Annotated in this window: 25 protein-coding genes; 16 read left to right on the top strand and 9 right to left on the bottom strand. The window is 55.8% G+C overall.

Translation table 11 applies throughout. The features are described from left to right. Positions 1-231 precede the first annotated feature (231 nt). The 4 genes from qseE (at position 232) to glnB (ending at position 4,082) form a co-directional block, all read left to right on the top strand. The gene (qseE, locus tag F0Q32_RS22535; protein WP_149464846.1) at positions 232-1,623 is read left to right on the top strand and encodes a two component system sensor histidine kinase QseE/GlrK; all 1,392 of its coding nucleotides are present in this window, start codon (positions 232-234) and stop codon (positions 1,621-1,623) included. After that, positions 1,620-2,342, top strand: a complete 723-nt coding sequence (qseG, locus tag F0Q32_RS22530; RefSeq protein WP_149464818.1) for a two-component system QseEF-associated lipoprotein QseG — start codon at positions 1,620-1,622, stop codon at positions 2,340-2,342. The genes qseE and qseG overlap by 4 nt, the downstream gene beginning before the upstream one ends. Beyond that, the gene (glrR, locus tag F0Q32_RS22525; RefSeq protein ID WP_149464817.1) at positions 2,339-3,676 is read left to right on the top strand and encodes a two-component system response regulator GlrR; all 1,338 of its coding nucleotides are present in this window, start codon (positions 2,339-2,341) and stop codon (positions 3,674-3,676) included. The genes qseG and glrR overlap by 4 nt, the downstream gene beginning before the upstream one ends. A gap of 67 nt (positions 3,677-3,743) precedes the next feature. After that, positions 3,744-4,082 carry a nitrogen regulatory protein P-II gene (glnB, locus tag F0Q32_RS22520; RefSeq protein WP_003860685.1) on the top strand — a complete coding sequence of 113 codons (339 nt, stop codon included), beginning with the start codon at positions 3,744-3,746 and terminating at the stop codon, positions 4,080-4,082. A 119-nt stretch (positions 4,083-4,201) separates the two neighbouring features. Here the strand turns inward: glnB and hmpA are convergent, their stop codons facing one another. Next, positions 4,202-5,392: an NO-inducible flavohemoprotein gene (gene hmpA, locus F0Q32_RS22515; protein ID WP_149464816.1), complete on the bottom strand. Its 1,191-nt coding sequence runs from the start codon at positions 5,390-5,392 to the stop codon at positions 4,202-4,204. A 314-nt stretch (positions 5,393-5,706) separates the two neighbouring features. On the opposite strand from hmpA, the gene glyA reads away from it, so the two are divergent. Beyond that, the gene (gene glyA, locus F0Q32_RS22510) at positions 5,707-6,960 is read left to right on the top strand and encodes a serine hydroxymethyltransferase (RefSeq protein WP_015963408.1); all 1,254 of its coding nucleotides are present in this window, start codon (positions 5,707-5,709) and stop codon (positions 6,958-6,960) included. 141 nt (positions 6,961-7,101) lie between these two features. Here glyA and F0Q32_RS22505 read toward each other — a convergent pair whose 3' ends face one another. From F0Q32_RS22505 to hcaE, 6 genes are all read right to left on the bottom strand, one after another. Continuing rightward, positions 7,102-7,524, bottom strand: a complete 423-nt coding sequence (locus F0Q32_RS22505; protein WP_149464815.1) for a DoxX family protein — start codon at positions 7,522-7,524, stop codon at positions 7,102-7,104. An 86-nt stretch (positions 7,525-7,610) separates the two neighbouring features. Next, complete coding sequence (gene hcaD / locus F0Q32_RS22500) at positions 7,611-8,813, bottom strand: phenylpropionate dioxygenase ferredoxin reductase subunit (RefSeq protein ID WP_149464814.1); 1,203 nt, start codon at positions 8,811-8,813, stop codon at positions 7,611-7,613. A 9-nt stretch (positions 8,814-8,822) separates the two neighbouring features. Further along, positions 8,823-9,635: a 3-phenylpropionate-dihydrodiol/cinnamic acid-dihydrodiol dehydrogenase gene (hcaB, locus tag F0Q32_RS22495; RefSeq protein ID WP_149464813.1), complete on the bottom strand. Its 813-nt coding sequence runs from the start codon at positions 9,633-9,635 to the stop codon at positions 8,823-8,825. Next, complete coding sequence (gene hcaC / locus F0Q32_RS22490; protein WP_149464812.1) at positions 9,632-9,952, bottom strand: 3-phenylpropionate/cinnamic acid dioxygenase ferredoxin subunit; 321 nt, start codon at positions 9,950-9,952, stop codon at positions 9,632-9,634. The genes hcaB and hcaC overlap by 4 nt, the downstream gene beginning before the upstream one ends. Then, entirely contained in the window at positions 9,952-10,470 is a 519-nt protein-coding gene (gene hcaF, locus F0Q32_RS22485; protein WP_149464811.1) for a 3-phenylpropionate/cinnamic acid dioxygenase subunit beta, read from the bottom strand. The genes hcaC and hcaF overlap by 1 nt, the downstream gene beginning before the upstream one ends. Next, complete coding sequence (gene hcaE, locus F0Q32_RS22480) at positions 10,467-11,828, bottom strand: 3-phenylpropionate/cinnamic acid dioxygenase subunit alpha (protein WP_149464810.1); 1,362 nt, start codon at positions 11,826-11,828, stop codon at positions 10,467-10,469. The genes hcaF and hcaE overlap by 4 nt, the downstream gene beginning before the upstream one ends. 133 nt (positions 11,829-11,961) lie before the next feature. Here hcaE and hcaR point away from each other — a divergent pair, with 133 nt between their 5' ends. Further along, positions 11,962-12,846: a DNA-binding transcriptional regulator HcaR gene (gene hcaR / locus F0Q32_RS22475; RefSeq protein ID WP_149464809.1), complete on the top strand. Its 885-nt coding sequence runs from the start codon at positions 11,962-11,964 to the stop codon at positions 12,844-12,846. Between the two features lie 128 nt (positions 12,847-12,974). Next, entirely contained in the window at positions 12,975-14,111 is a 1,137-nt protein-coding gene (locus F0Q32_RS22470) for a 3-phenylpropionate MFS transporter (protein WP_149464808.1), read from the top strand. Here the strand turns inward: F0Q32_RS22470 and csiE are convergent. Further along, positions 14,108-15,385: a stationary phase inducible protein CsiE gene (gene csiE, locus F0Q32_RS22465; protein WP_149464807.1), complete on the bottom strand. Its 1,278-nt coding sequence runs from the start codon at positions 15,383-15,385 to the stop codon at positions 14,108-14,110. The two genes, F0Q32_RS22470 and csiE, sit on opposite strands and share 4 nt — an antisense overlap. A 122-nt stretch (positions 15,386-15,507) precedes the next feature. Between csiE and F0Q32_RS22460 the strand changes: the two genes are divergently transcribed. Both F0Q32_RS22460 and F0Q32_RS22455 read left to right on the top strand, forming a co-directional pair. Next, complete coding sequence (locus tag F0Q32_RS22460) at positions 15,508-16,146, top strand: DUF1007 family protein (RefSeq protein ID WP_149464806.1); 639 nt, start codon at positions 15,508-15,510, stop codon at positions 16,144-16,146. After that, entirely contained in the window at positions 16,137-17,117 is a 981-nt protein-coding gene (locus F0Q32_RS22455) for a nickel/cobalt transporter (RefSeq protein WP_149464805.1), read from the top strand. The genes F0Q32_RS22460 and F0Q32_RS22455 overlap by 10 nt, the downstream gene beginning before the upstream one ends. 84 nt (positions 17,118-17,201) lie before the next feature. Here the strand turns inward: F0Q32_RS22455 and suhB are convergent, their stop codons facing one another. Further along, on the bottom strand, positions 17,202-18,005 hold the full coding sequence (gene suhB, locus F0Q32_RS22450; protein ID WP_149464804.1) for an inositol-1-monophosphatase: 804 nt from the start codon (positions 18,003-18,005) through the stop codon (positions 17,202-17,204). A 121-nt stretch (positions 18,006-18,126) separates the two neighbouring features. Between suhB and trmJ the strand changes: the two genes are divergently transcribed. The 7 genes from trmJ to hscA all read left to right on the top strand — a co-directional run bounded on the left by trmJ (position 18,127) and on the right by hscA (position 24,155). Then, on the top strand, positions 18,127-18,861 hold the full coding sequence (trmJ, locus tag F0Q32_RS22445; RefSeq protein ID WP_149464803.1) for a tRNA (cytosine(32)/uridine(32)-2'-O)-methyltransferase TrmJ: 735 nt from the start codon (positions 18,127-18,129) through the stop codon (positions 18,859-18,861). A gap of 250 nt (positions 18,862-19,111) precedes the next feature. After that, on the top strand, positions 19,112-19,603 hold the full coding sequence (gene iscR / locus F0Q32_RS22440; RefSeq protein ID WP_149464802.1) for a Fe-S cluster assembly transcriptional regulator IscR: 492 nt from the start codon (positions 19,112-19,114) through the stop codon (positions 19,601-19,603). Positions 19,604-19,738: 135 nt separating this feature from the next. Next, on the top strand, positions 19,739-20,953 hold the full coding sequence (gene iscS / locus F0Q32_RS22435; protein WP_149464801.1) for a cysteine desulfurase: 1,215 nt from the start codon (positions 19,739-19,741) through the stop codon (positions 20,951-20,953). A gap of 24 nt (positions 20,954-20,977) precedes the next feature. Continuing rightward, complete coding sequence (iscU, locus tag F0Q32_RS22430) at positions 20,978-21,364, top strand: Fe-S cluster assembly scaffold IscU (protein WP_005120408.1); 387 nt, start codon at positions 20,978-20,980, stop codon at positions 21,362-21,364. A 16-nt stretch (positions 21,365-21,380) separates the two neighbouring features. Next, on the top strand, positions 21,381-21,704 hold the full coding sequence (iscA, locus tag F0Q32_RS22425; protein WP_004104506.1) for an iron-sulfur cluster assembly protein IscA: 324 nt from the start codon (positions 21,381-21,383) through the stop codon (positions 21,702-21,704). Positions 21,705-21,773: 69 nt separating this feature from the next. After that, a complete protein-coding gene (hscB, locus tag F0Q32_RS22420; protein ID WP_149464800.1) occupies positions 21,774-22,289 on the top strand; it encodes a co-chaperone HscB in 516 nt (171 codons plus the stop codon). 15 nt (positions 22,290-22,304) lie between these two features. Then, the gene (gene hscA, locus F0Q32_RS22415) at positions 22,305-24,155 is read left to right on the top strand and encodes a Fe-S protein assembly chaperone HscA (protein ID WP_149464799.1); all 1,851 of its coding nucleotides are present in this window, start codon (positions 22,305-22,307) and stop codon (positions 24,153-24,155) included.

Genomic DNA, 24,155 nt, shown 5'->3' with positions numbered 1-24,155 from the left:
CACAACAAGGTGCCTGCCGTCCAGCTTCTGATATCTTTGCATATCAACCATCGGGCGAAACGTTGAGTTAGGCACCGCCTTATTCCAGAACAAAGCCGGGTTTCGACCCGGCTTTGTTATTTCTGCCTTTCCCCGCGTCACTTCCTCAGTTAGCATCCTTACAGGTTGATTTTTTGGGAACTCCTTGTGAAACGCGTCTCTCTTTCTCCCCGTTCGCTGCGACAATTGGTTATGCTGGCCTTTCTGCTGATCCTGTTGCCGCTGTTGGTGCTGGCCTGGCAGGCATGGCAGAGCCTGAATGCGCTTAGCGCTCAGGCCGAAAAAACCAACCGTACCACCCTGATTGACGCGCGCCGCAGTGAAGCAATGACCAACATTGCGCTGGAAATGGAGCGGAGTTATCGCCAGTACTGTGTGCTTGATGACCCGACCCTGGCGCGGGTTTACCAGAGTCAACGTAAGCGCTACAGCGATATGCTCGACGCGCATGCGGGCGTGCTGCCTGATGAAAAACTGTATCAGGCATTAAGACAAGATCTTAACGATCTGGCCCAGTTACAGTGTCTCAATAGTGGCCCGGAAAAGCTGGCGGCAGCCAGGCTGGAAGCTTTTGCCAGTGCCAATACCGAAATGGTCCAGGCGACGCGTACGGTGGTCTTCTCGCGCGGTCAACAGCTACAGCAGGAAATCGCCGAACGCGGCCAGTTCTTCGGCTGGCAGGCGCTGGTGTTGTTTCTTGTCAGCCTGGCGATGGTGCTGCTGTTTACGCGCATGATTATCGGCCCGGTCAAAGGCATTGAGAGTATGATTAATCGCCTGGGCGAGGGGGAAACCCTCAAAGAGGGCGTCACGTTCCGTGGCCCGCGTGAACTGCGATCCGTCGGCCAGCGTATCGTCTGGTTGAGCGAGCGGCTCTCCTGGCTGGAATCGCAGCGCCACCAGTTTTTGCGCCATCTCTCCCACGAACTCAAAACGCCGCTTGCCAGTATGCGTGAAGGGACTGAATTGCTGGCGGACCAGGTTGTCGGCCCACTCACGCCGGAGCAAAAAGAGGTGGTGGATATCCTTGATGATAGCAGTCGCAATTTGCAAAAGCTGATTGAACAACTGCTGGATTACAACCGTAAACTGAGCGATGGCGCGGTACCTATGAGCCGCGTCGAGCTGGCCCCGATGGTGGAAGCCGTTGTTTCTGCGCACAGTTTGCCGGCGCGAGCTAAAATGATGCATACCCGGGTTTCTCTGGAAGCCCCGGCATGCCTGGCCGAATCGACGCTATTGATGAGCGCGCTGGATAATCTCTACTCCAATGCGGTGCACTATGGTACTGAATCCGGTAACATTTATATCCGTAGCCACGTCTTCAGCGGGCGAATCGCTATTGATGTGGCCAACACAGGGACGCCGATCCCGGATGCCGAAAAGGCAATGATTTTTGAGCCCTTTTTCCAGGGCAGTCGCCAGCGAAAAGGGGCCGTAAAGGGCAGTGGTCTGGGGTTGAGTATTGCCCGCGATTGTGTGCGCAAGATGCACGGCGAGCTTCATCTTATTGACGATAGTGCGGGCGATATCTGTTTTCGCATTGAACTCCCTGTCCCCGGGCCGGATAAAACAAACTCATGACTACATATCGGGTGCATATGTCCCACTTTTTAAGTACGCGCGTCGTACAGGGCGCCCGCCGTTTCTGGCTGTCGGGCTTATCCTGTTTGGCGCTCGTTGGCTGTAGCGCTGGCCTCACGCCTCATATTGGCGTCAGCGAAGAGAAAATTCCCCACGAACAGGTGGCGGATTACCTTTCCACCACCTGTGACGAACTCTGGACGCTTGACGGCTCCATTGCGGAGAACAATCCGTTGTACTGGCTGCGCGGCATGGATTGTGCCGACCGTCTAACGCCTGCACAGGCGCGGGCGCAGGCTAACCAGTTGGGCGATGCGAGCTGGTCTGATGCCTTCAAGCGCGGTGTGCTGCTGGCGAATGCGAAAATCACGCCCCCCGAACGTGAACTGATTGTTTCGCGTCTTGATGCGCATAGTGCGCAAATTCCGTCACGTATTCGCCCGCTGTATCAGGTGTGGCGCGATAACCAGATGCTCCAGCTGAAACTCTCTGATGAACGCACGCGCTACAGCAAGCTACAGGAGTCGAGCGATGCCGCGATGGATGAACTGCGTCAGCAGCAGCAGGCGCTAAAGGGCGAACTTGATCTGACGACCCGCAAGCTGCAAAACCTGACCGATATTGAGCGGCAGCTCTCCAGCCGTAAACCCTCGTCCGGCTTTAACCCGGACAGCACACACGGCACGGATGCGTCTGCTGACACGGAGGATAAACAATGACACCACGGAAAACGGCCCGCCTGTTGCTGGTGGATGATGACCCGGGGCTATTGAAACTGTTGGGTATGCGCCTGACCAGCGAAGGCTATCAGGTGGATACCGCAGAGAGCGGGCAGCAGGGGCTGCGTGTACTGGCAAAAGAGCGTATCGACCTGGTTATCAGCGACCTGCGGATGGATGAAATGGACGGTTTGCAGCTGTTCAGTGAAATTCAGAAAGTGCAGCCGGGTATGCCGGTAATTATCCTCACCGCCCACGGTTCGATTCCTGACGCGGTCGCCGCGACACAACAGGGCGTGTTTAGCTTCCTGACCAAACCGGTCGACAAAGACGCGCTGTATAAAGCTATCGATGAAGCGCTGGCGCGGACCGCTCCGGCGGTAGATGAGCGCTGGCGGGAATCGATTGTGACCCGTAGCCCAATTATGTTGCGGCTGCTGGAGCAGGCGCAGATGGTTGCGCAGTCTGACGTTAGCGTGCTGATTAATGGCCAGAGCGGCACCGGGAAAGAGATTCTGGCGCAGGCGATTCACAACGCCAGCCCGCGCAACAGTAAGCCATTTGTGGCGATAAACTGTGGCGCGCTGCCGGAACAGTTGCTGGAATCAGAACTCTTCGGCCACGCGCGCGGGGCCTTTACCGGCGCGGTAAGCAACCGGGAAGGGCTGTTTCAGGCGGCGGAAGGTGGCACGCTGTTCCTGGATGAAATCGGTGATATGCCTGCCCCGCTGCAGGTCAAACTTCTGCGTGTTTTACAGGAGCGCAAGGTGCGCCCGCTGGGCAGCAACCGCGATCTCGACATTAATGTGCGGATTATCTCCGCGACCCACCGCGATTTACCGAAAGCGATGGCGCGCGGTGAGTTTCGTGAAGATCTCTTCTATCGCCTTAACGTGGTAAACCTCAAAATTCCAACGCTTGCCGAGCGCACGGAAGACATTCCGCTGCTGGCAAACCATCTGCTGCGCCAGTCCGCCGACCGACACAAACCGTTCGTACGCGCGTTTTCTACCGATGCGATGAAGCGATTAATGGCGGCCAACTGGCCGGGAAACGTGCGACAACTGGTGAACGTGATTGAACAGTGCGTGGCGCTGACCTCGTCGCCGGTGATCAGCGACGCGCTGGTCGAACAGGCGCTGGAAGGTGAGAACACTGCGCTGCCAACCTTTGTGGAAGCGCGTAATCAGTTTGAACTCAACTACCTGCGCAAGCTGCTGCAAATTACCAAAGGGAATGTGACGCATGCGGCGAGAATGGCGGGGCGTAACCGCACGGAGTTTTACAAGCTACTTTCACGCCACGAACTGGATGCAAATGATTTTAAAGAGTAGCACCGTACTTTTGCGTGATTTATGATACGGTGAGCAACCGGTTACGCGACTGAAAAACAGGAACACCATGAAAAAAATTGATGCGATTATTAAACCCTTCAAACTGGATGATGTACGTGAAGCGCTGGCGGAAGTCGGTATTACCGGGATGACGGTAACGGAAGTGAAAGGCTTTGGTCGTCAGAAAGGCCACACCGAGCTCTATCGCGGTGCGGAATACATGGTGGACTTCCTGCCGAAGGTCAAAATTGAAATCGTGGTCAGCGACGATATCGTTGATACCTGCGTGGATACTATTATCCGCACGGCGCAAACGGGTAAAATCGGCGACGGCAAAATCTTCGTCTTTGACGTGGCGCGCGTGATCCGTATTCGTACGGGTGAAGAGGACGACGCGGCGATTTAACGCCGCATCTCCCTCACCCTAACCCTCTCCCGCAGGGAGAGGGAATGGTTTGTGCAGGCGTCAATTCTTGCGCTGGTTTTCTCCCTCTCCCTGTGGGAGAGGGCGGGGTGAGGGCAAAATCACAGCACCTTATGCGGCCCAAAACACTCGTAATGAATGCTTTCCGGCTTCACTCCCAGCTCAACCAACTGCTTTGCAGCAAACTGCATAAAGCCGACCGGGCCACAGAGATAAAACTGCATCGCCGGGTCGCTGAACGCCCCTTCCATCGCGCTTAAATCCATCAATCCTTCGCTGTCAAACGCGGAAGCCTGGCGATCTGCCTCGGTCGGTTGGCGATACCATGTGTGCGCGGTAAAGCGCGGCAGGCTGGAACCCAGGGTTTTCACTTCGTCGGCAAAGGCATGCACATCGCCATTTTCCGCCGCGTGGAACCAGTTCACCTGCGCGGTATGGCTGGATTTCGCCAGCGTGTCGAGCATCGCCAGCATCGGCGTCTGACCGACACCGGCGGAGATGAGCGTCACCGGGGTGTTGTTTTCCACGGACATAAAGAAATCGCCCGCAGGTGCCGCCAGATGCACCACATCGCCGACATTCGCGGCGTTGTGCAGCCAGTTTGAAACCTGACCGCCGTCTTCGCGTTTCACCGCAATACGGTAACCTTTGCCATCGGCTTTACGGGTAAGAGAGTACTGACGAATCTCCTGATGCGGGAAGCCTTCCGGTTTCAGCCACACGGCCAGATACTGGCCTGGCTGATAATCCGCGACTGCGCCGCCGTCCACCGGTTCAAATTCAAAGCTGGTGATGAGTGCGCTACGCGGCGTTTTCGCCACAATACGGAACGGGCGCGTGCCTTCCCAGCCGCCGGTTTTGTTCGCATTCTGCTGGTAGATTTCCGCTTCACGGTTGATAAATACCCCCGCCAGCACGCCGTAGGCTTTACCCCATGCGTCTAACACGTCCTGACCCGGGCTGAACATTTCGTCAAGCGTCGCCAGCAGGTGCGCCCCCACGATGTCGTACTGCTCAGGCTTAATCTGGAAGCTGGTGTGTTTCTGCGCGATTTTCTCAACCGCAGGCAGCAGGGCCGGCAGGTTTTCAATATTGCTGGCATACGCGGCAATGGCATTGAACAGCGCCTCGCGCTGGTCGCCGTTGCGCTGGTTGCTCATATTGAAAATCTCTTTCAGTTCCGGGTTGTGGGTAAACATCCGGTCATAAAAGTGGGCGGTGAGTTTGGGGCCGGTTTCAACCAGCAGGGGAATGGTAGCTTTGACGGTAGCAATGGTTTGAGCATCTAGCATGGCAGGCTTCCTTTTAGGATTATCTATTGTTGCATGTTAAATGCATCTTATAAAAATACCCCTGCAATGTAAATGGTTCTTTGTAACAATGCATCACGATAGTTACAACGTGAAGAATTTGCATCACAAACCTGAAAAGATATCCGTTGAAATTTGGCGAACCTTTATTCCTCAAGCCCTTGTGTGGCGTGGAGGAAAACGTTTGCGTAAAAACGTTTGTCAAGACCTGTTATCGCAGAACTAATCAGTTATACTGTTGGCCGTTGTCCATCAGGGCTTAAAAAATTTACTGTTAGCTGAGTCAGGAGATGCGGATGTTAAAGCGTGAAATGAACATTGCCGATTATGATGCCGAACTGTGGCAGGCTATGGAGCAGGAAAAAGTACGTCAGGAAGAGCACATCGAACTGATCGCCTCCGAAAACTACACCAGCCCGCGCGTGATGCAGGCACAGGGTTCTCAGCTGACCAACAAATACGCTGAAGGTTATCCGGGCAAACGCTACTACGGCGGTTGCGAGTATGTGGATATCGTTGAGCAACTGGCTATCGACCGCGCGAAAGAGTTGTTTGGCGCAGACTACGCTAACGTTCAGCCGCACTCTGGCTCTCAGGCTAACTTTGCGGTCTACACCGCTCTGCTGCAGCCGGGCGATACCGTTCTGGGTATGAACCTGGCGCAGGGTGGTCACCTGACTCACGGCTCCCCGGTAAACTTCTCCGGCAAACTGTACAACATCATCCCTTACGGTATTGATGAGTCCGGTAAAATTGACTACGAAGACATGGCGAAGCAGGCCAAAGAGCATAAACCGAAGATGATCATCGGTGGCTTCTCGGCTTACTCCGGTATCGTTGATTGGGCAAAAATGCGTGAAATCGCTGACAGCATCGGCGCATACCTGTTTGTCGATATGGCGCACGTTGCGGGTCTGATTGCCGCGGGCGTTTATCCGAACCCGGTTCCTCATGCGCACGTCGTGACCACCACCACCCATAAAACCCTGGCGGGTCCGCGTGGCGGCCTTATTCTGGCGAAAGGCGGTGACGAAGAGCTGTACAAAAAACTGAACTCCGCTGTCTTCCCAAATGCGCAGGGCGGCCCGCTGATGCACGTGATTGCCGGTAAAGCGGTAGCACTGAAAGAAGCGATGGAGCCTGAGTTCAAAGTTTACCAGCAGCAGGTTGCGAAAAACGCCAAAGCGATGGTTGAAGTGTTCCTGAACCGTGGCTACAAAGTGGTTTCCGGCGGTACTGAAAACCACCTGTTCCTGCTTGACCTGGTGGACAAAAACCTGACCGGTAAAGAAGCTGACGCCGCCCTGGGCCGCGCCAACATCACCGTCAACAAAAACAGCGTGCCGAACGATCCGAAGAGCCCGTTCGTGACCTCCGGTATCCGTATCGGTTCTCCGGCAATCACCCGCCGTGGCTTCAAAGAAGCGGAAGCGAAGGAACTGGCTGGCTGGATGTGTGACGTTCTGGACAACATCAATGATGAAGCGGTTATCGAGCGCATCAAAGGTAAAGTTCTGGATATCTGCGCACGCTTCCCGGTTTACGCATAATTCTGTTTTGCCGAATAAGAAAAGGCCGCGCAAGCGGCCTTTTTTATGTCTGTCATATTGCCGGATGGCGGCGTAAACGCCTTATCCGGCCTACAAATGAGCGCGTAGGCCTGATAAGCGCAGCGCCATCAGGCATTTTTTCTACCGGCGATCCAGGGAAATCGCGCCCGGCCCGGTCATCGCCAGCAGCAGGAAACCGCCCGCAATACTGACGTTTTTCCAGAAGTTAATCATATTCGGTACCACCGCATCACCCGTCATATCCCAGTAATGGTGGCCAATCACCGCCGTACCCAGCGTATAGAATATAAAAATAACCGCCAGCGGGCGCGTGAAGAAGCCCAGTACAATCAGAATGGCGACCGGCACTTCCATAATGATGGCAATAATCGCCGACAGCGTTGGCACTGGCGCGCCCGAAGACGCCATATACTGAACCGTGCCGTCGAAACCCAGCATTTTCGGATAACCGAAAAGGATAAACAGCAGTACGAGAGCGATGCGCGCGATAAGCAGCATCAGCGAACGCGATGAGCCAAAGTCGAAATAACGTAGCGTGTTCATAGTCTTCCATTGTGTTAAGACGTGTTCTTAAAACGTAATACACAATGCGACACTCTGCCACGCTACGCGCCGTTATGTTTACTGACTTACAGCGACTTAAGTGCAATGCTCTCATCGGTTAAGGCGTCAATCGAAAGCGATTTCCCTGACTGAATCAATTTGCGCAGTACGCGCACTTCGCGCCCCTGATTAAGCGCCACAGCCCCAACCAGCGCCCCATCGCGCAGTTGGAACCAGATAGCTTTTCGCTCATCCGGGTTACCGCGACAGATCCAGTTTTCGCCCTGCATTTCTCCCACGAATTGCAGGTTATCGCTGAATTGATCGGTCCAGAACCAGCCCGGCGTGGCGACGGGAAGCGCCTGATCCAGCATCGCTGCCGCAGCAGTTTGCGCCTGAAAGTTGGCATTTTCCCAGCTTTCAATGCGATGCAGGGAACCGTCCGGTTGACGCGTTATTGCTACGTCACCCGCGGCGAAAATAGCGGGATCGGACGTCATACCGCGAGTATCCACCACGATACCGTTGGCCGTTTCCAGCCCGGCATCGCGGGCAAGAGCGTCGTTCGCCACAATACCGACGCCGTAAATCACCGCATCGGCCTGAAGCTGTTCGCCGCTCTGTAATGTCAGGGTCAGCGTATCGCCTGCATCTACGTGTTCAATCGCGCTGTTGAGCAGCAAACGTACACCCGCCTGCTGATGGCGATGAATCAGATAATCGCGTACCGGCGGCGGGGCGTTTCGGCCCATCACGGTAGCCGCAAGCTCGACGACTGTAACCTGACAACCGCGCTGGGTGGCGCTAGCCGCCAGCTCAAGGCCAATGGTTCCCGCGCCTACAATCACCAGTGATTTACCGGCGTCCAGCACCGGGCGCAGACGTTCAGCATCCCCGGCATGACGCAGCGTAAAGCAGCGCTCGCCCAGCGCATCCAGCATCGGCAGAGGACGCGCCGCCGCCCCGGTGGCTATCATCAATTTCGTCCAGCGGTAGCGTTGACCGTCCGCCAGTACCACCGTTTTAGCCTGACGATCGAGCTGGCGGATTGTCACGCCCAGATGCAACTGCACATTATTTGCCAGCCACCAGTCGGCGGCGAGGACCGGCTGCAACTGCGGGTTATCGTCAAGCAGCATCGCTTTCGACAGCGGTGGGCGTTCATAGGGCAGTTGCGGTTCATCGGAGAAAAGGTGTATTTCGCCGCCAAAACCCAGCTGGCGCAGCGAGGCAGCCGCCATTGCCGCTGCCTGACCACCACCGATAATGGCAATAATTTCGTTATTCATGGCGGCTCCTTAGAGATCGAGTCCGGCTGCAACGTGGCGAATGCCGCGAATGCCCAGGCCCGCGTCGGCGTTAATCATCACGCCACTCAGTGCCCGATTATTACGCCGTGACGCCAGCATCACATACGGCCCGGTGAAGTCTGCCGGGTCGGGGAAGAATTGCAGCGGCAGAATGGCGGCGATTTTTTCCGGCGTCAGCGACTGCATAATCGAGGTATCGCTTTGCCCCAGCGCCTGCGGGCCGCGTAAATCGCTCGCCATCCCGCAAGGACCGACGCCATTAACGCGCACTTTTGGCGCGAGTTCATAGGCCAACTGGCGAATTAACCCCGTCGCCGCGTGTTTGCTGGCGGTATACAGCGGGCCGCCGCCGCCCGGATACCAGGCAGCGTTGGAGAGCGTGAAAATAATGCTGCCTTCGCTGGCAATCAGTGCCGGGGCGCAGGCTTTCGCTCCCAGCAGATAACCGAGCACGTTCACGTTAAACAGCTCGTGGAAGCCGCTCTCCAGCGCGTCGGCAGACGTATTCACCAGCGAGGCGTTATGATCCCAGATGCCTGCGTTGCCAATAAAACAGTCCAGCTTGCCAAACTGCGTCAGCGTCTGGTCAACCGCACGCTGATAATCCGCGTAACAGGTGACGTTACCCTCAACCGCCAGCACATGCTCGCCAAAACGCTGGCGCAGGCTGGCCACTTTCGCGCCTGACAGTTCGAGTGTGGCAACCTTCGCGCCCTCTTCAATAAAGCGCTCGACCAGCGCCAGCCCCAGGCCGGAGCCGCCACCGGTGATGAAAACCACCTCATCTTTTAAATCACTCATGATAGCTCCTGCGGAATATCAACAAACACGTCGTCGCCTTCCACATACACCGGATAGGTGGCGATGGCATCGGTTGCGGGCAGACACAGCGCTTTTCCGGTTTTCAGGCAGAAACTCGCGGCATGAAGCGGGCATTCTACGGTGGCATCGTCTTCCAGATACCCTTCAGACATTGACGCGTTACCGTGGCTGCAACGGTCGTCAATGGCATAAAACTCCCCGCCGACGTGAAACAGGGCGATAACGGGGGATGTTTCCAGCCGGAGCGCTTCGCCCTCCGGCAGCTCCGCAGTGGAGCAGGCAAATACACGGCTCATCAGAACAATACACTCAGGTTGTGGGAGGTGATCACCGCCTGGTCGAGCACGATTTCACGTGCCAGCAGACGCCACTGTTCGCCATCCAGGCGGCGCACTTTGTCAAAGCGCGTTCCGATGTAAAAGGTTTCATCACGCTCTTTTTGCGCGCGATAAAGTAAATAATTCACGCGCACAGCAAACACATCCGGCTGTTCCGTTTCATTCACCTGAATATTGCTGACCATATGGCGCGTGCGTGACGGCGGCTCCTCGGCCCAGGCCATGCCGGTTTCCAGACGGGCGATCCGGCGCTCAAGCTGATCTTTGTTGTCGTTGAAGATCCAGGTGGTTGGCGGTTGTTTGCCTTTACGGCGATCGCGGGTTTGCGCGTTGACCGTGGTGCGCATGGTGTAGACGATCTCTTCATCAAGCTGATCCAGCCAGTCGCGGAAACGCCAGTCGTCGAGCAGGGACGCTTCCAGATAGAGAAACTGGGCGATGCGATGATGCAGTTCTAAAGAGACGGGATTGCTCATTTCATCACCTCCTGCTGGTAGGCAGCGGTTTTCTCATTCACTTCCTGCCAGCTTTCGCTGGCGAGGAGATCGGCCCAGCGCTGATACATCCCGCGCGCGGCGGTTTCTGAGAAGATGTAGTTGGTAATGCCCGGAATACCGTCTTCGCGACGTTTTTCCTGGCCCAGCCCCATTTGCAGACAAAGCTGGCTATTACGCGCTTTGTTACCCTTAAGCAGCTTCTGGATTTCACACCAGTTTTCCGAGTCATCCTGTTCCAGGAAGCCTGCGGGACCGAAGGCGCGGGTGGCGCTGTTTTCAAAGGCCGCTTTCACCTCATCAGAGGCGGCTTTGTCGGTGATACAGAAGGCCCATACTTCCACCTGATCCGGGCCGCGAGGGTGCCAGACGCGCAATGTGGCGGTGCCGTTCAGCCATGATAGGGTCGGGAAAATATTGTTATGACCAGCCAGGCGCAGGGCGCGCACTTTTCCCAGTCGTTGTTCGGCTTCGTCGTAGGTTTCGCGGTAATAGCTGGAGACTGCGCCGTCGACCCAGACGTTAGCGTCTGGTTTTTCGGTGAAGAAGAAGCCGCTGCCGTGCCCGTCCTGGCCGAACTGTAAGGCATCTTTCGCCGTTTCCCACACCGGGCGGGCGGTCTGGCCCTCGCCGAGATGTTTATCACTGCCGTCATCTTTCGCACCCAGCACCTGTACGGCGGAGGCGTGGCTGAAGAGGGCGTGATACTGGTCGCTGGCGAACTGTTCTGCCGGGAATTTCCAGTTGCAGTTGATTACCCATTTTTGCACGCCGCCGACAATTTCGGTGCCGCCTTCCCGGCGATCCAGCATGCCGTCGAGATACCACTTCATGTCGCCCAGATAATCCAGTAGCGGCGGGGCGGAGGTATCCCAGTTGGCAAAAATGAGCCCCTTGTAGCTTTCTACGCAGGGCACTTCGTTTAATCCCCAATGGGATTTACATAATCCCTGCGGGTAGGCGCGTGGCTCCAGCGGCACATCAATCAGCTCGCCGTTGATGCCATAAGACCAGCCGTGATAGGGGCAGGTGAACGCTTTGGTGTTGCCGCAATCGGCGTAACTCACGCGCATGGCGCGGTGACGGCACTGGTTCAAAAAGGCTTTGATGCTGCCGTCTTTCTGGCGAACGACAACGACCGCGTCTTCGCCCATATAGGTGTTAAAAAAGTCGCCCGCTTTCGGGATCTGGCTTTCGTGCGCCAGAAACAGCCAGCAGCGACCAAAAATGCGTTCAAGCTCCAGTTGATAAATGTCAGGGTCGGTGTAAATGCGTGGGGTGACGCTCCCGTTGTGGGTGTCGATCAGAGAGTAGATGTCTACAGGTGTTTTCGTGGTCATATCGTTATCTCGTGGGTAAGAGGTATTGACCTTCTGGTTTTTGTGTCTTTACTATGTTGCTAATTGGTTGTTGTTATGTGAAATACTTAATTTCTACCAGCTGAGACGTTTTATCTATGACAGGGAGAAGGGCATGGAACTGAGACACCTTCGCTACTTTGTGGCCGTTGCGCAGGAGCTAAACTTCACGCGCGCGGCGGAAAAACTGCATACCTCGCAGCCATCGCTCAGTAGCCAAATTCGCGACCTGGAGCAGTGCGTGGGCGTCTCGCTGCTGGAAAGAGATAAACGCAAAGTGACGCTGACCACGGCCGGTGAATGCTTTCTTACCGATGCGCTGGCGATCCTTGACCAGGCGGAGCAGGCGAAAGCCCGCGCACGTAACGCCGCGCTTCTGGGGAATTATCTGGTGATTGGTTTTGTGCCCTCGGCGGAAGTCAATTTGTTGCCGAAGGTGATGCCGCTGCTGCGCTTGCGTCAACCGGAAACGCAAATTGAACTGGTGAGCCTGATAACCACTCAGCAGGAAGAAAAATTGCGCAGCGGTGAGCTGGATGTCGGCCTGATGCGCCATCCCATCTACAACCCGGAAATTGATTATCTGGAGCTGTTCCATGAACCGCTGGCAGTGGTGATGCCCGCCACGCATCCGCTGGCGCGTGAGCGCAAAATTAGCGCGGCACAGCTGAACGGTGTCGATTTTATCAGTACCGATCCCGCCTATTCCGGCGCGCTGGCGTCGATCGTCGATAAATGGCTTACCGATCAGCAGTGTCAGCCGAAGATTGTGCAGATGGCGACCAATATTCTGGTCACCATGAATCTGGTGGGCATGGGGCTCGGGGTGTCGCTGATCCCCGGTTACATGCAGAGCTTCAACACCGGGCAGGTGGTGTTTCGCCCGCTGGCCGACGATGCCCCGACCATTGCCCTACTGATGGCGTGGAAAAAAGGCGAGCTGAAACCCGCGCTGCGCGATTTTATCGATATTGTGAAGACGCGGTGTGAGTTGCTGTAGCTCTCACATTTTTGTGAATCCGGTGTGCGGTCATCGAAAATAGGTGATGGAGATCACGATTTTTAACCCGTATTCGCGCCAGGCAAACGTTTTACCGCCAGACTGTCGCCTCCATTCTGGAGGAAATCATGGTCTTGCACTCAACGCGTTGGCTGGCGCTCAGTTACTTCACCTACTTTTTCAGCTACGGTATTTTTCTGCCCTTCTGGAGCGTCTGGCTCAAGGGCGCGGGGCTAACGCCTGAAACTATCGGCGTTCTGCTTGGCGCGGGGCTGGTGGCGCGTTTTCTTGGCAGCCTGCTGATTGCGCCGCGCGTCAGCGATCCCTCCCGATTAATTAGCGTGTTGCGCATTCTGGCGCTGTTAACCCTTCTGTTTGCGATGGCCTTCTGGGCCGGTAGCCACGTTGCCTGGCTGATGGCGGTAATGATTGGCTTTAACCTCTTTTTCTCACCGCTGGTACCGCTGACTGATGCGCTCGCCAATACCTGGCAAAAGCAAATCACCATGGATTATGGCCGGGTGCGCCTGTGGGGCTCGATTGCCTTTGTGATTGGCTCGGCGCTGACGGGCAAATTGGTGAGCTTGTTTGATTATCATGCCATCCTCGTGCTGCTGAGCTTAGGGATAGCTTCAATGCTGCTCGGTATGCTGCTGCGACCGTCGGTAATGCCGCAAGGTGAATCACGTCATCAGGAAGCGGCGGGGTGGCCAGCATGGCGAGCGCTGGTGTTGCAGAGCTGGCGCTTCCTCGCCTGCGTGTGCCTGTTGCAGGGCGCGCATGCGGCCTACTATGGTTTCAGCGCCATCTACTGGCAGGGCGCGGGCTATTCGGCATCGGCTGTGGGGTATCTCTGGTCGCTCGGCGTGGTGGCGGAAGTGGTCATTTTTGCTCTGAGCAAGAAAGTCTTCCGTCGCTTTAGTGCGCGCGACCTCCTGTTGTTGTCGGCGGTATGCGGCGTGTTCCGCTGGGGGATCATGGGCTGGACCACGGAACTGCCGTGGCTGATTGTTGCGCAAATTCTGCACTGTGGCACCTTCACCGTTTGCCATCTGGCGGCCATGCGCTACATCGCCGCGCGTCAGGGGAACGAGGTGATTCGATTGCAGGCGGTGTACTCTGCGGTAGCGATGGGCGGCAGTATCGCGGTGATGACCGTGTTTGCCGGTTTCCTGTACCAGCATTTGCACCAGGGCGTATTCTGGGTGATGGCGCTGGTCGCGTTGCCGGCGTTGATCCTGCGTCCGAAAACGGTAGCCGCTTAAGCGTCGAGGACCTTGCTGATGTGCTGCCGCTGATGATCGCTTAATGGCCGATCGGCATGGATCAGCGGCGGTGAAAAGAGCGGCAGGGCGACAGCATAAGGCGACACCACCAGGCTGACGCTTTTCGGCGCGCCCTCTTTCTGGAAGGTTCGCGCCGCCAGATATTTTACATTGAGCGGCAGCAACGTGAGCTCCCGAAGCTGCTGCTCAATTTCCTGCTCCAGCGCCGGATTATCGCCCGTCAGCAACACCACTTCTTTCTCATGTAACTCGCTCTCCTGCATGAGCCCCGCGCCAAAAATAATGGCAATCAACGCCGCTTCTTCATGGCTGAATTGCAGGGTATAACGCGTCTCAAAATCGACCAGCGCTTCGCGTGTGGTGCGCATTAAGCGCGGGTAAAGTCGATGAATCTCTTCAGTAAGTTGGCTATCAATACCGATGCCGAAAATACAGCGATTCAGCGCCTGCGCCAGGTGAATATAGAGCTGATCGCGCAGGCTTTGTTCATTACCCAGTTGTCGGCCTGCCAGTTGCTGGAAGCGGTCGATTAGTTGATCAATGGCCAGGTGTAACTGACGGTCCTGCGCATGACCATCGTAAACGGGGTTTGGCGTGCGCATCAGCATAAACAGCAGTGCCAGAAATTGTTGTTCGCTGCAGTGAGGCTGCTGATGAATGCGACGCTGCCAGTGGCGAACAATCTCGGCGGCTACCTGAAACTCCTGGGTGGTACGGGTCCAGGTACTTTGCAGCGAGTTGAAGGAGGGGCTCTCTCCCTGATGATGCTGAAGCAGGCAGTATTGCAGATAGAGGCGCAAAAACTGCGTGTCGCGGCACTCGAACTGGCGTTGCAGGCTGCGCCCGCAGCGGTTTACCAGCGCTTGCAAATTGGTGTCGTCATACAGCGTGCGGGCAATGCCCTGCTGTTTAAGGTGCGTTTTAAGCGCCGGAGTAAAATGCTGGCTAACAAAATGTGGGCATAAACGGAAGGCACGCCGCAGCCAGTGCAGCAAGCACAGACGTAAATCGAGCGTGGTGCCTTCAATCCGATAGCTGCCGTCCGCTCCGCTGGCAATCGCCAGACGATGGTAACGCTGGATCTCCTCCTCCGTCTCGGCTATATCTTGCCGGGCAGTTGTTGCATCAACACCATTCACCTTGCCAATGAATTCGGGCGTAATGGTGTGGCCGGGGAGGTAGAACATCAGCAGCACCTGGCAGCGGCGCTGTGGACTGGAAAGCACAGATGGAGGTTCCATGAGCGTCATCATCTGAAAGATTCCAGTTTGCGTTTTTGATAAGAATAGCTAAAGGATAGTCTTTCGTCGGCGTGCTCAGCCTGTTTACGTAAGGAATATCGGCGTCGGTCACAGAATTTTTCACTGAGGAACGGATGAAGAGAGTGAAACAAAGCGTAAGTCTGGTATTTTTCGCGGTTTTATCGCTTAGCGTCCAGGCGCACCCGCACAGTTTTATCACCCTGACGACGGACGTTGTGGCGCAGGATGGGCAGATAAGCGGGCTGAAAATGCGCTGGGTAATGGATGAATTAACATCAGCAGACCTGTTATATGATGCCGGAAAGGCTAAACCGGGTGACGATGTGTGGAAAAAACTGGCGGCGGAGGTGATGGCCAACGTGCTGGGGCAGCATTACTTCACTGAGTTCTGGCACAACGGTAAAAAGGTGAAATTTGATAATCTGCCCGCTGATTATGGCCTTGCGCGGGAGGGGCATCAGGCGGTACTGACGTTCACGCTGCCGCTGGCGAATCCGCAGAAGTTAGCGGGGCAGACCTACACCTTCTCGACATTTGACCCGACCTATTATGTCGATATGCACTATGAGAATGACGGTGATGTCTCGTTACCCGCGAGTTTGAAATCCATCTGCAAACTGGCGGTGCATACGCCGCAGCCCAGTGACGAAATGATGTCTTATGCGTTGTCGCTTGATAAAGAAGACGCACCGGATGAAGACATGGATCTCGGTAAACAATTTGCCCAGAAGGTGACGTTAACATGTCAGTGAACGCTCTGGTAAAACGCCCGTCACGCCGCTGGCTGGCGCTCTGGCCGCTGGCCATTTTTCTGCTACTGAGCGTGCTGGCGGGTCTCTGGCTGTGGCAGGCATGGCCGCAAGTGATGATAAAAAGCATCATCTGGCAGCGCGATGTGAATCAGCAGATGAGCGGCCTGCTCAAAGCGGTAGCGGAAAACCCGACCCAGGCAGGCGGTTCGTTGCTGCTGTTTAGCTTTATCTACGGCGTGCTGCATGCGCTGGGGCCGGGGCACGGCAAAGTCGTGATAGCTACCTGGCTGGCTACGCATCCTTCAAAGCTCAAATCAGGTATCGGACTGACGCTGGCCTCGTCACTGTTACAGGGACTGGTGGCGATTGGCCTGGTGGTGGTCGTGCTTCTGTTGTTGCAACTCCCCGCAAGACAATTGCACGTTAGCGGATTCTGGATGGAGAAAGCGAGCTACGCGCTGGTGGGGATTCTGGGCCTCATGCTTTGCTGGCGGGCGCTAAAAAAATTGCGCCTTCTGATGCGCAAGCCTGCGTTTACGGCCTTTAAGCCTGTTCATGTCCATGATGAACACTGCGGCTGTGGGCACAAGCATCTGCCCGATCCGGAGCAAATTCGCAGCGGTGATGACTGGCGCGCGCGCCTGATGGTGGTGCTCTCGATGGGGTTACGCCCCTGCTCCGGTGCGATTATGGTTTTGCTGTTCAGCAAAGTGATTGGCGTATTTGTCTGGGGAATGGCGTCGGCGCTGGCGATGGCGGCGGGCACGTCACTGACCATCTCTTCGCTTGCGCTGTTGGTGCACAGTTTCCGTCAACTGGCGGTGCGGCTAAGTGGAAATCGTGCGCCGGTATTGTGGCGGCAGGTAGGCTGGACCACGCTGGCATTGGCTGGTGGCGCGCTATTGATTATTGCTGCAGTGGTGATGTGGGTGAGCGCGGTGCCGGTGGGGCGGGGAATGCGTCCGTTTTAAAAGTCGGATGACGGATAGACAGGCAATGATGGGGTATTTTCTGTATGCCCGGTAAGCGCGAGCGCTACCGGGCACAACAATCGCTTAGCGCTTCAGCGCTTCGCTCAACTGGTCACGCATGTTCGCCAGCATCGCTTTCACGACGCGCGCGTTACCCGCAACCACGTTGCCGGTCATCATGTAGTTGTGACCACCGGTGAAGTCGCACACCAGAGCACCCGCTTCACGCGCCAGCAGTTCACCTGCGGCGAAGTCCCACGGCTTCAGACCGATTTCGAAGAAACCGTCTACGCGGCCTGCGGCAACGTAAGCCAGATCCAGTGCAGCGGAACCGGTGCGGCGGAAATCAGCACATTCCGTGAACAGGTTACCGAGAATGTTCATGTACGCCGGGGCGTGTTGTTTGGCTTTGAACGGGAAACCGGTCGCCAGGATGGTGCCATCGAGGTCACGCGCGGTGCTGCAGCGCAGGCGGTAGCCGTTCAGCTGTGCGCCCTGACCACGGGTAGCGGTAAAGAGTTCGTTACGCATTGGATCGTAAACCACCGCAACTTCAGTACGGCCTTTGATGCGTACAGCGATGGAGACCGCGAAGTGCGGCAGACGTTTAACGAAGTTGGTGGTGCCATCCAGTGGATCGATAACCCATTGTACATCCAGATCTTCGCCAACATGTTCACCGGTTTCCTCGGTGATGATGGTGTGCTGCGGGTAAGATTTGCGAATGGTTTCGATGATAATGGCTTCAGCCGCTTTATCAACGTTGGTCACGAAATCGTTGCTGCCTTTCTGGCTGGTTTCAACAGAATCTGGCGTTTCGTAATGTTTGGCAATCAGGTTACCCGCCTTGCGCGCTGCGCGCACGGCGATGTTCAGCATCGGATGCATCAGGTTACTCTCACTGGATGTTAAAGAACGGGGAAAAACGGCGCATATCATAACAGCGAATTCGGACTCTGTCTTCGGTTTATGGTAATATGGCCGAATAATCTTTAGACGAAGAAAGACAATGCTGCAAAATATTCGAATTGTGCTGGTTGAAACCTCTCACACCGGCAACATGGGCTCTGTGGCCCGTGCGATGAAAACCATGGGCTTAACCAACCTTTGGCTAGTGAATCCGTTGGTAAAACCTGACTCCCAGGCCATCGCCCTGGCAGCCGGAGCCAGCGATGTTATCGGTAGCGCCAATATCGTCGATACGCTCGATGAAGCACTGGCGGGTTGCAGCCTGGTGGTGGGCACCAGCGCGCGTTCGCGCACGCTGCCGTGGCCGATGCTCGACCCGCGCGAGTGCGGGCTGAAGAGCGTTGCAGAAGCAGAGCACGCCCCGGTGGCGCTGGTGTTTGGTCGTGAGCGCGTGGGCCTGACTAACGAAGAATTGCAAAAGTGCCATTATCACGTCGCAATCGCCGCTAACCCGGAATACAGTTCGCTGAACCTGGCGATGGCGGTGCAGGTTATCTCTTATGAGGTCCGCATGGCATGGCTGGCGGCGCAGGAAAGCGGCGAAGCAAAAGTTGAGCACGACGAAACGCCATATCCGCTGGTTGATGACCTGGAGCGTTTCTATGGTCACCTTGAACAAACGCTGCTGAGTACCGGTTTTATCCGCGAGAATCATCCGGGGCAGGTAATGAACAAACTGCGTCGTCTGTTCACGCGCGCCCGCCCGGAAAGCCAGGAGTTGAACATCCTGCGCGGGATTCTGGCGTCGATTGAGCAGCAGAATAAGAAGTCATAAGGGCCACCCTCACCCTAACCCTCTCCCTGAGGGAGAGGGGACAGGCTGTGCATTGTGTTCTCCCTCTCCCTGTGGGAGAGGGCCGGGGTGAGGGCATCAGACCGCACTGAATGTTAAATACCTGACTAAATTACTCAAGTAAATAGTTGACCATTTTACTCGGGAATGTCAGACTTGGTCCTGCTATGCAATACCCACACATATATTATTAAAAACCCCGGGCAGGGGCGAGTTTGAGGTTAAGTAAGACATGAGACTGACATCTAAAGGGCGTTACGCCGTGACCGCGATGCTGGACGTTGCACTCAACTCCGAAGCGGGCCCGGTGCCGTTGGCCGATATTTCAGAACGACAGGGAATTTCACTTTCCTACCTGGAGCAACTGTTCTCCCGTCTGCGTAAAAATGGTCTGGTATCCAGCGTTCGCGGTCCTGGCGGCGGTTATCTGCTGGGTAAAGAAGCTAACCATATCGCGGTTGGCGAAGTCATCAGCGCGGTTGACGAATCCGTCGACGCGACCCGTTGCCAGGGTAAAGGTGGTTGTCAGGGCGGTGATAAATGCCTGACTCACGCGCTGTGGCGTGACCTGAGCGATCGCCTGACCGGCTTCCTGAATAACATTACGCTGGGCGAACTGGTGAATAATCAGGAAGTGCTGGATGTGTCTGGTCGTCAGCACACCCATGAAACAACGCGCAACACCCGTGCGCAAGACGCCATCGACGTCAAACTGCGCGCGTAATATAAATATCCGCGCGACGGATAATAAAGAGATTTCAGAATCAGGCCGGAGCGTGCCGCGCTCCGTCTCCTCGGTCGTACATCCAGCCGATAGCCTGATTCCTTGCATTGAAGCGATGTACGGAGTTTAAGAGCAATGAAATTACCGATTTATCTCGATTACTCCGCAACCACGCCGGTGGACCCGCGTGTTGCCGAGAAAATGATGCAGTTTTTAACCCTGGACGGAACCTTTGGTAACCCGGCCTCCCGTTCTCACCGTTTTGGCTGGCAGGCTGAAGAAGCGGTAGATATCGCCCGTAATCAGATTGCCGATCTGGTTGGTGCGGATCCGCGCGAAATCGTCTTCACCTCCGGTGCAACGGAATCTGACAACCTGGCAATTAAAGGTGCAGCCAACTTTTATCAGAAAAAAGGTAAGCACATTATTACCAGCAAAACCGAACACAAAGCTGTGCTGGATACCTGCCGTCAGCTTGAGCGTGAAGGTTTTGAAGTCACCTACCTTGCCCCTCAGCGCAACGGTATCATTGACCTGAAAGAACTCGAAGCGGCGATGCGTGATGACACCATCCTCGTTTCCATCATGCATGTGAACAACGAGATCGGTGTGGTACAGGATATCGCGACCATCGGCGAAATGTGCCGTGCGCGCGGTATTATTTACCACGTTGATGCGACCCAGAGCGTGGGCAAACTGCCTATCGACCTGAGCCAACTGAAAGTTGACCTGATGTCCTTCTCCGGCCACAAAATCTATGGTCCGAAAGGCATTGGCGCGCTGTACGTGCGTCGTAAACCGCGTATCCGCATCGAAGCACAGATGCACGGCGGCGGTCACGAGCGCGGCATGCGTTCCGGTACTCTGCCTGTTCACCAGATCGTCGGCATGGGCGAAGCTTACCGTATCGCGAAAGAAGAGATGGAAACCGAAATGGCCCGTCTGCGCGGTCTGCGTAACCGTCTGTGGAACGGCGTGAAGGATATGGAAGAAGTTTACCTGAACGGTGACCTTGAGCAGGGCGCGCCAAACATTCTTAACGTCAGCTTCAACTTTGTTGAAGGTGAATCGCTGATTATGGCCCTGAAAGACCTGGCCGTTTCTTCCGGTTCTGCCTGTACGTCTGCAAGCCTCGAGCCATCCTACGTGCTGCGTGCGCTGGGCATGACCGACGAGCTGGCACACAGCTCTATCCGTTTCTCTTTAGGTCGTTTTACTACCGAAGAAGAGATTGACTACACCATTCAACTGGTTCGTAACTCCATTGGCCGTCTGCGCGACCTTTCTCCGCTGTGGGAAATGTTCAAACAGGGCGTGGATCTGAACAGCATCGAATGGTCACATCACTAATCGGTAGATAAGAGGAATTCAATCATGGCATACAGCGAAAAAGTTATTGATCATTACGAGAACCCGCGCAACGTCGGCTCTTTCGACAACAGCGATGAGAGCGTAGGTAGCGGCATGGTTGGCGCGCCAGCATGTGGCGACGTGATGAAGTTGCAGATCAAAGTCAACAATGAAGGTATCATTGAAGACGCGCGTTTCAAGACCTACGGCTGCGGTTCTGCCATTGCGTCCAGCTCGCTGGTCACTGAATGGGTGAAAGGCAAGTCTCTGGACGAAGCACAGGCGATTAAAAACACCGACATCGCAGACGAGCTTGAACTGCCGCCAGTGAAAATTCACTGCTCTATCCTGGCAGAAGACGCGATCAAAGCCGCCATTGCGGATTACAAAAGCAAACGTGAAGCAAAATAAGAATTGAGGTTTTGTTATGTCGATTACATTGAGCGACAGTGCAGCAGCGCGAGTCAATACCTTCCTGGCCAACCGCGGTAAAGGGTTTGGTCTGCGTCTGGGCGTGAGAACTTCCGGCTGCTCGGGTATGGCGTATGTACTGGAATTTGTTGATGAACCTGCGGCAGAAGATACCGTGTTCGAAGACAAAGGCGTGAAGGTGGTGATCGACGGTAAAAGCCTGCAATTCCTCGACGGCACTCAACTGGACTTCGTCAAAGAAGGCCTGAACGAAGGGTTTAAATTTACCAACCCGAACGTCAAAGATGAGTGCGGTTGCGGCGAAAGCTTTAACGTGTAACTGAACGTCACCAACCCCACCGCAGGCCTTCTGTGGGTGGGGTTTTGTTTTATTTACCCTGAGATTGTTATGGATTACTTCAGCCTCTTCGGGTTACCCGCCCACTATCACGTCGATACTCAGGCCCTTGCGACCCGTTTTCAGGATCTGCAACGTCAGAACCATCCCGACAAATTCGCCAGCGCCAGCGCAGCCGAGCAATTGGCCGCGGTGCAACGTTCCGCAACCATTAATCAGGCCTGGCAAACGCTACGCCATCCGCTGCCGCGCGCAGAATATCTGTTGTCGCTGCACGGTTTTGATTTAGCCAGCGAGCAGCACACGGTGCGCGATACCGCTTTTCTGATGGAACAACTGGAACTGCGCGAAGAGCTGGACGAGATTGAACAGGCGAAGGATGAAGTACGTCTGGAAGGGTTCATTAAACGCGTCAAAGCAATGTTCGACACCCGCCATCAACAGATGGTGAAAGAATTAGACGATGAAGCGTGGGAGACGGCCGCGGATACCGTGCGTAAACTGCGTTTTCTCGATAAACTGCGCAGCAGTGCTGAACAACTCGAAGAAAAACTGCTCGACTATTAATTTCGGAAGCTCAATATGGCCTTATTACAAATTAGTGAGCCTGGTCTGAGTGCCGCGCCGCATCAGCGTCGTCTGGCGGTTGGCATCGATTTAGGCACCACCAATTCTCTGGTTGCGACGGTCCGTAGCGGTCAGGCGGAAACACTGGCCGACAGCCAGGGTCGTCACCTGCTGCCCTCTGTTGTCCATTACCAGGCGCAGGGCCACGTCGTGGGTTATGATGCGCGCGCCAATGCCGCGCAGGACCCCGCTAACACCATCAGTTCTGTCAAACGCTTGATGGGGCGCTCGCTGGCCGACATCCAGGCGCGTTATCCGCATCTGCCGTACCAGTTCCAGGCAAGCGAAAATGGCCTGCCAATGCTGGTCACAGAAGCCGGTGTGCTGAACCCGATTCGCGTCTCGGCCGATATCCTCAAAGCGCTGGCAGCGCGCGCGACCGAATCGCTGGCCGGTGAACTCGACGGCGTAGTGATCACCGTTCCGGCTTACTTTGACGATGCACAGCGTCAGGGCACCAAAGACGCCGCGCGTCTGGCGGGCCTGCATGTGCTGCGTCTGCTTAACGAACCGACTGCTGCGGCAATTGCCTACGGGCTGGATTCCGGCCAGGAAGGCGTGATTGCCGTGTATGACCTGGGCGGCGGGACGTTTGATATCTCTATTCTGCGCTTAAGCCGCGGTGTGTTTGAAGTGCTGGCAACCGGCGGCGATTCTGCGCTCGGCGGCGATGACTTCGACCATTTGCTGGCGGACTATATTCGCGAACAGGCAGGTATTCCCGATCGCAGCGACAACCGCGTTCAGCGTGAACTGCTGGATGCCGCTATCGCCGCTAAAATCGCCCTGAGTGATGCTCAGAGCGTGACGGTTGACGTTGCAGGCTGGAAAGGCGATATCACCCGCGAACAGTTTAACGACCTTATTTCCTCACTGGTTAAACGCACCCTGATGGCCTGCCGCCGCGCGCTGAAAGATGCGGGCGTGGAAGCGGAGGACGTGCTGGAAGTGGTGATGGTTGGTGGTTCAACGCGTGTTCCGCTGGTGCGTGAACGCGTGGGTGAATTCTTTGGCCGCACGCCGCTCACCGCTATCGACCCGGATAAAGTTGTTGCCATTGGCGCGGCGATTCAGGCCGATATTCTGGTGGGTAACAAGCCAGACAGTGAAATGCTGTTGCTGGATGTTATCCCGCTGTCGCTCGGTCTGGAGACCATGGGCGGCCTGGTGGAGAAAGTCATTCCGCGTAACACCACCATTCCGGTGGCGCGCGCGCAGGAGTTTACCACCTTCAAAGATGGTCAGACGGCGATGTCTATTCACGTGATGCAGGGCGAGCGCGAACTGGTGCAGGATTGCCGCTCGCTGGCGCGCTTTGCGTTACGGGGTATTCCGGCGCTGCCGGCGGGTGGGGCGCATATTCGCGTTACCTTCCAGGTGGATGCCGACGGGCTGTTAAGCGTGACCGCGATGGAGAAATCCACCGGGGTGGAATCTTCGATTCAGGTTAAACCGTCCTACGGTCTGACCGATGGTGAAATCGCCACCATGATTCAGGATTCCATGAGCTACGCCGAGCACGATGTTAAAGCCCGTATGCTCGCGGAGCAAAAAGTAGAAGCAGCACGCGTACTGGAGAGTTTGACCGGTGCTCTGGCCGCCGATGCCGCGCTGTTAAGCGCCGCAGAACGTCAGGTCATTGACGAAGCCGCTGCGCATCTGAGCGCGGTTGCGGAAGGCAATGACACTGACGCCATAGAACAAGCCATTAAAAACGTTGATAAACAAACCCAGGAATTCGCCGCTCGCCGTATGGACAAATCAGTCCGTGCTGCGCTGAAAGGCCAATCCGTGGACGAGGTTTAA

Source organism: Pseudocitrobacter sp. 73 (assembly GCF_008369545.1).
GTDB lineage: Bacteria > Pseudomonadota > Gammaproteobacteria > Enterobacterales > Enterobacteriaceae > Pseudocitrobacter > Pseudocitrobacter vendiensis.
This window is presented reverse-complemented; position numbering and strand designations above follow the sequence as displayed.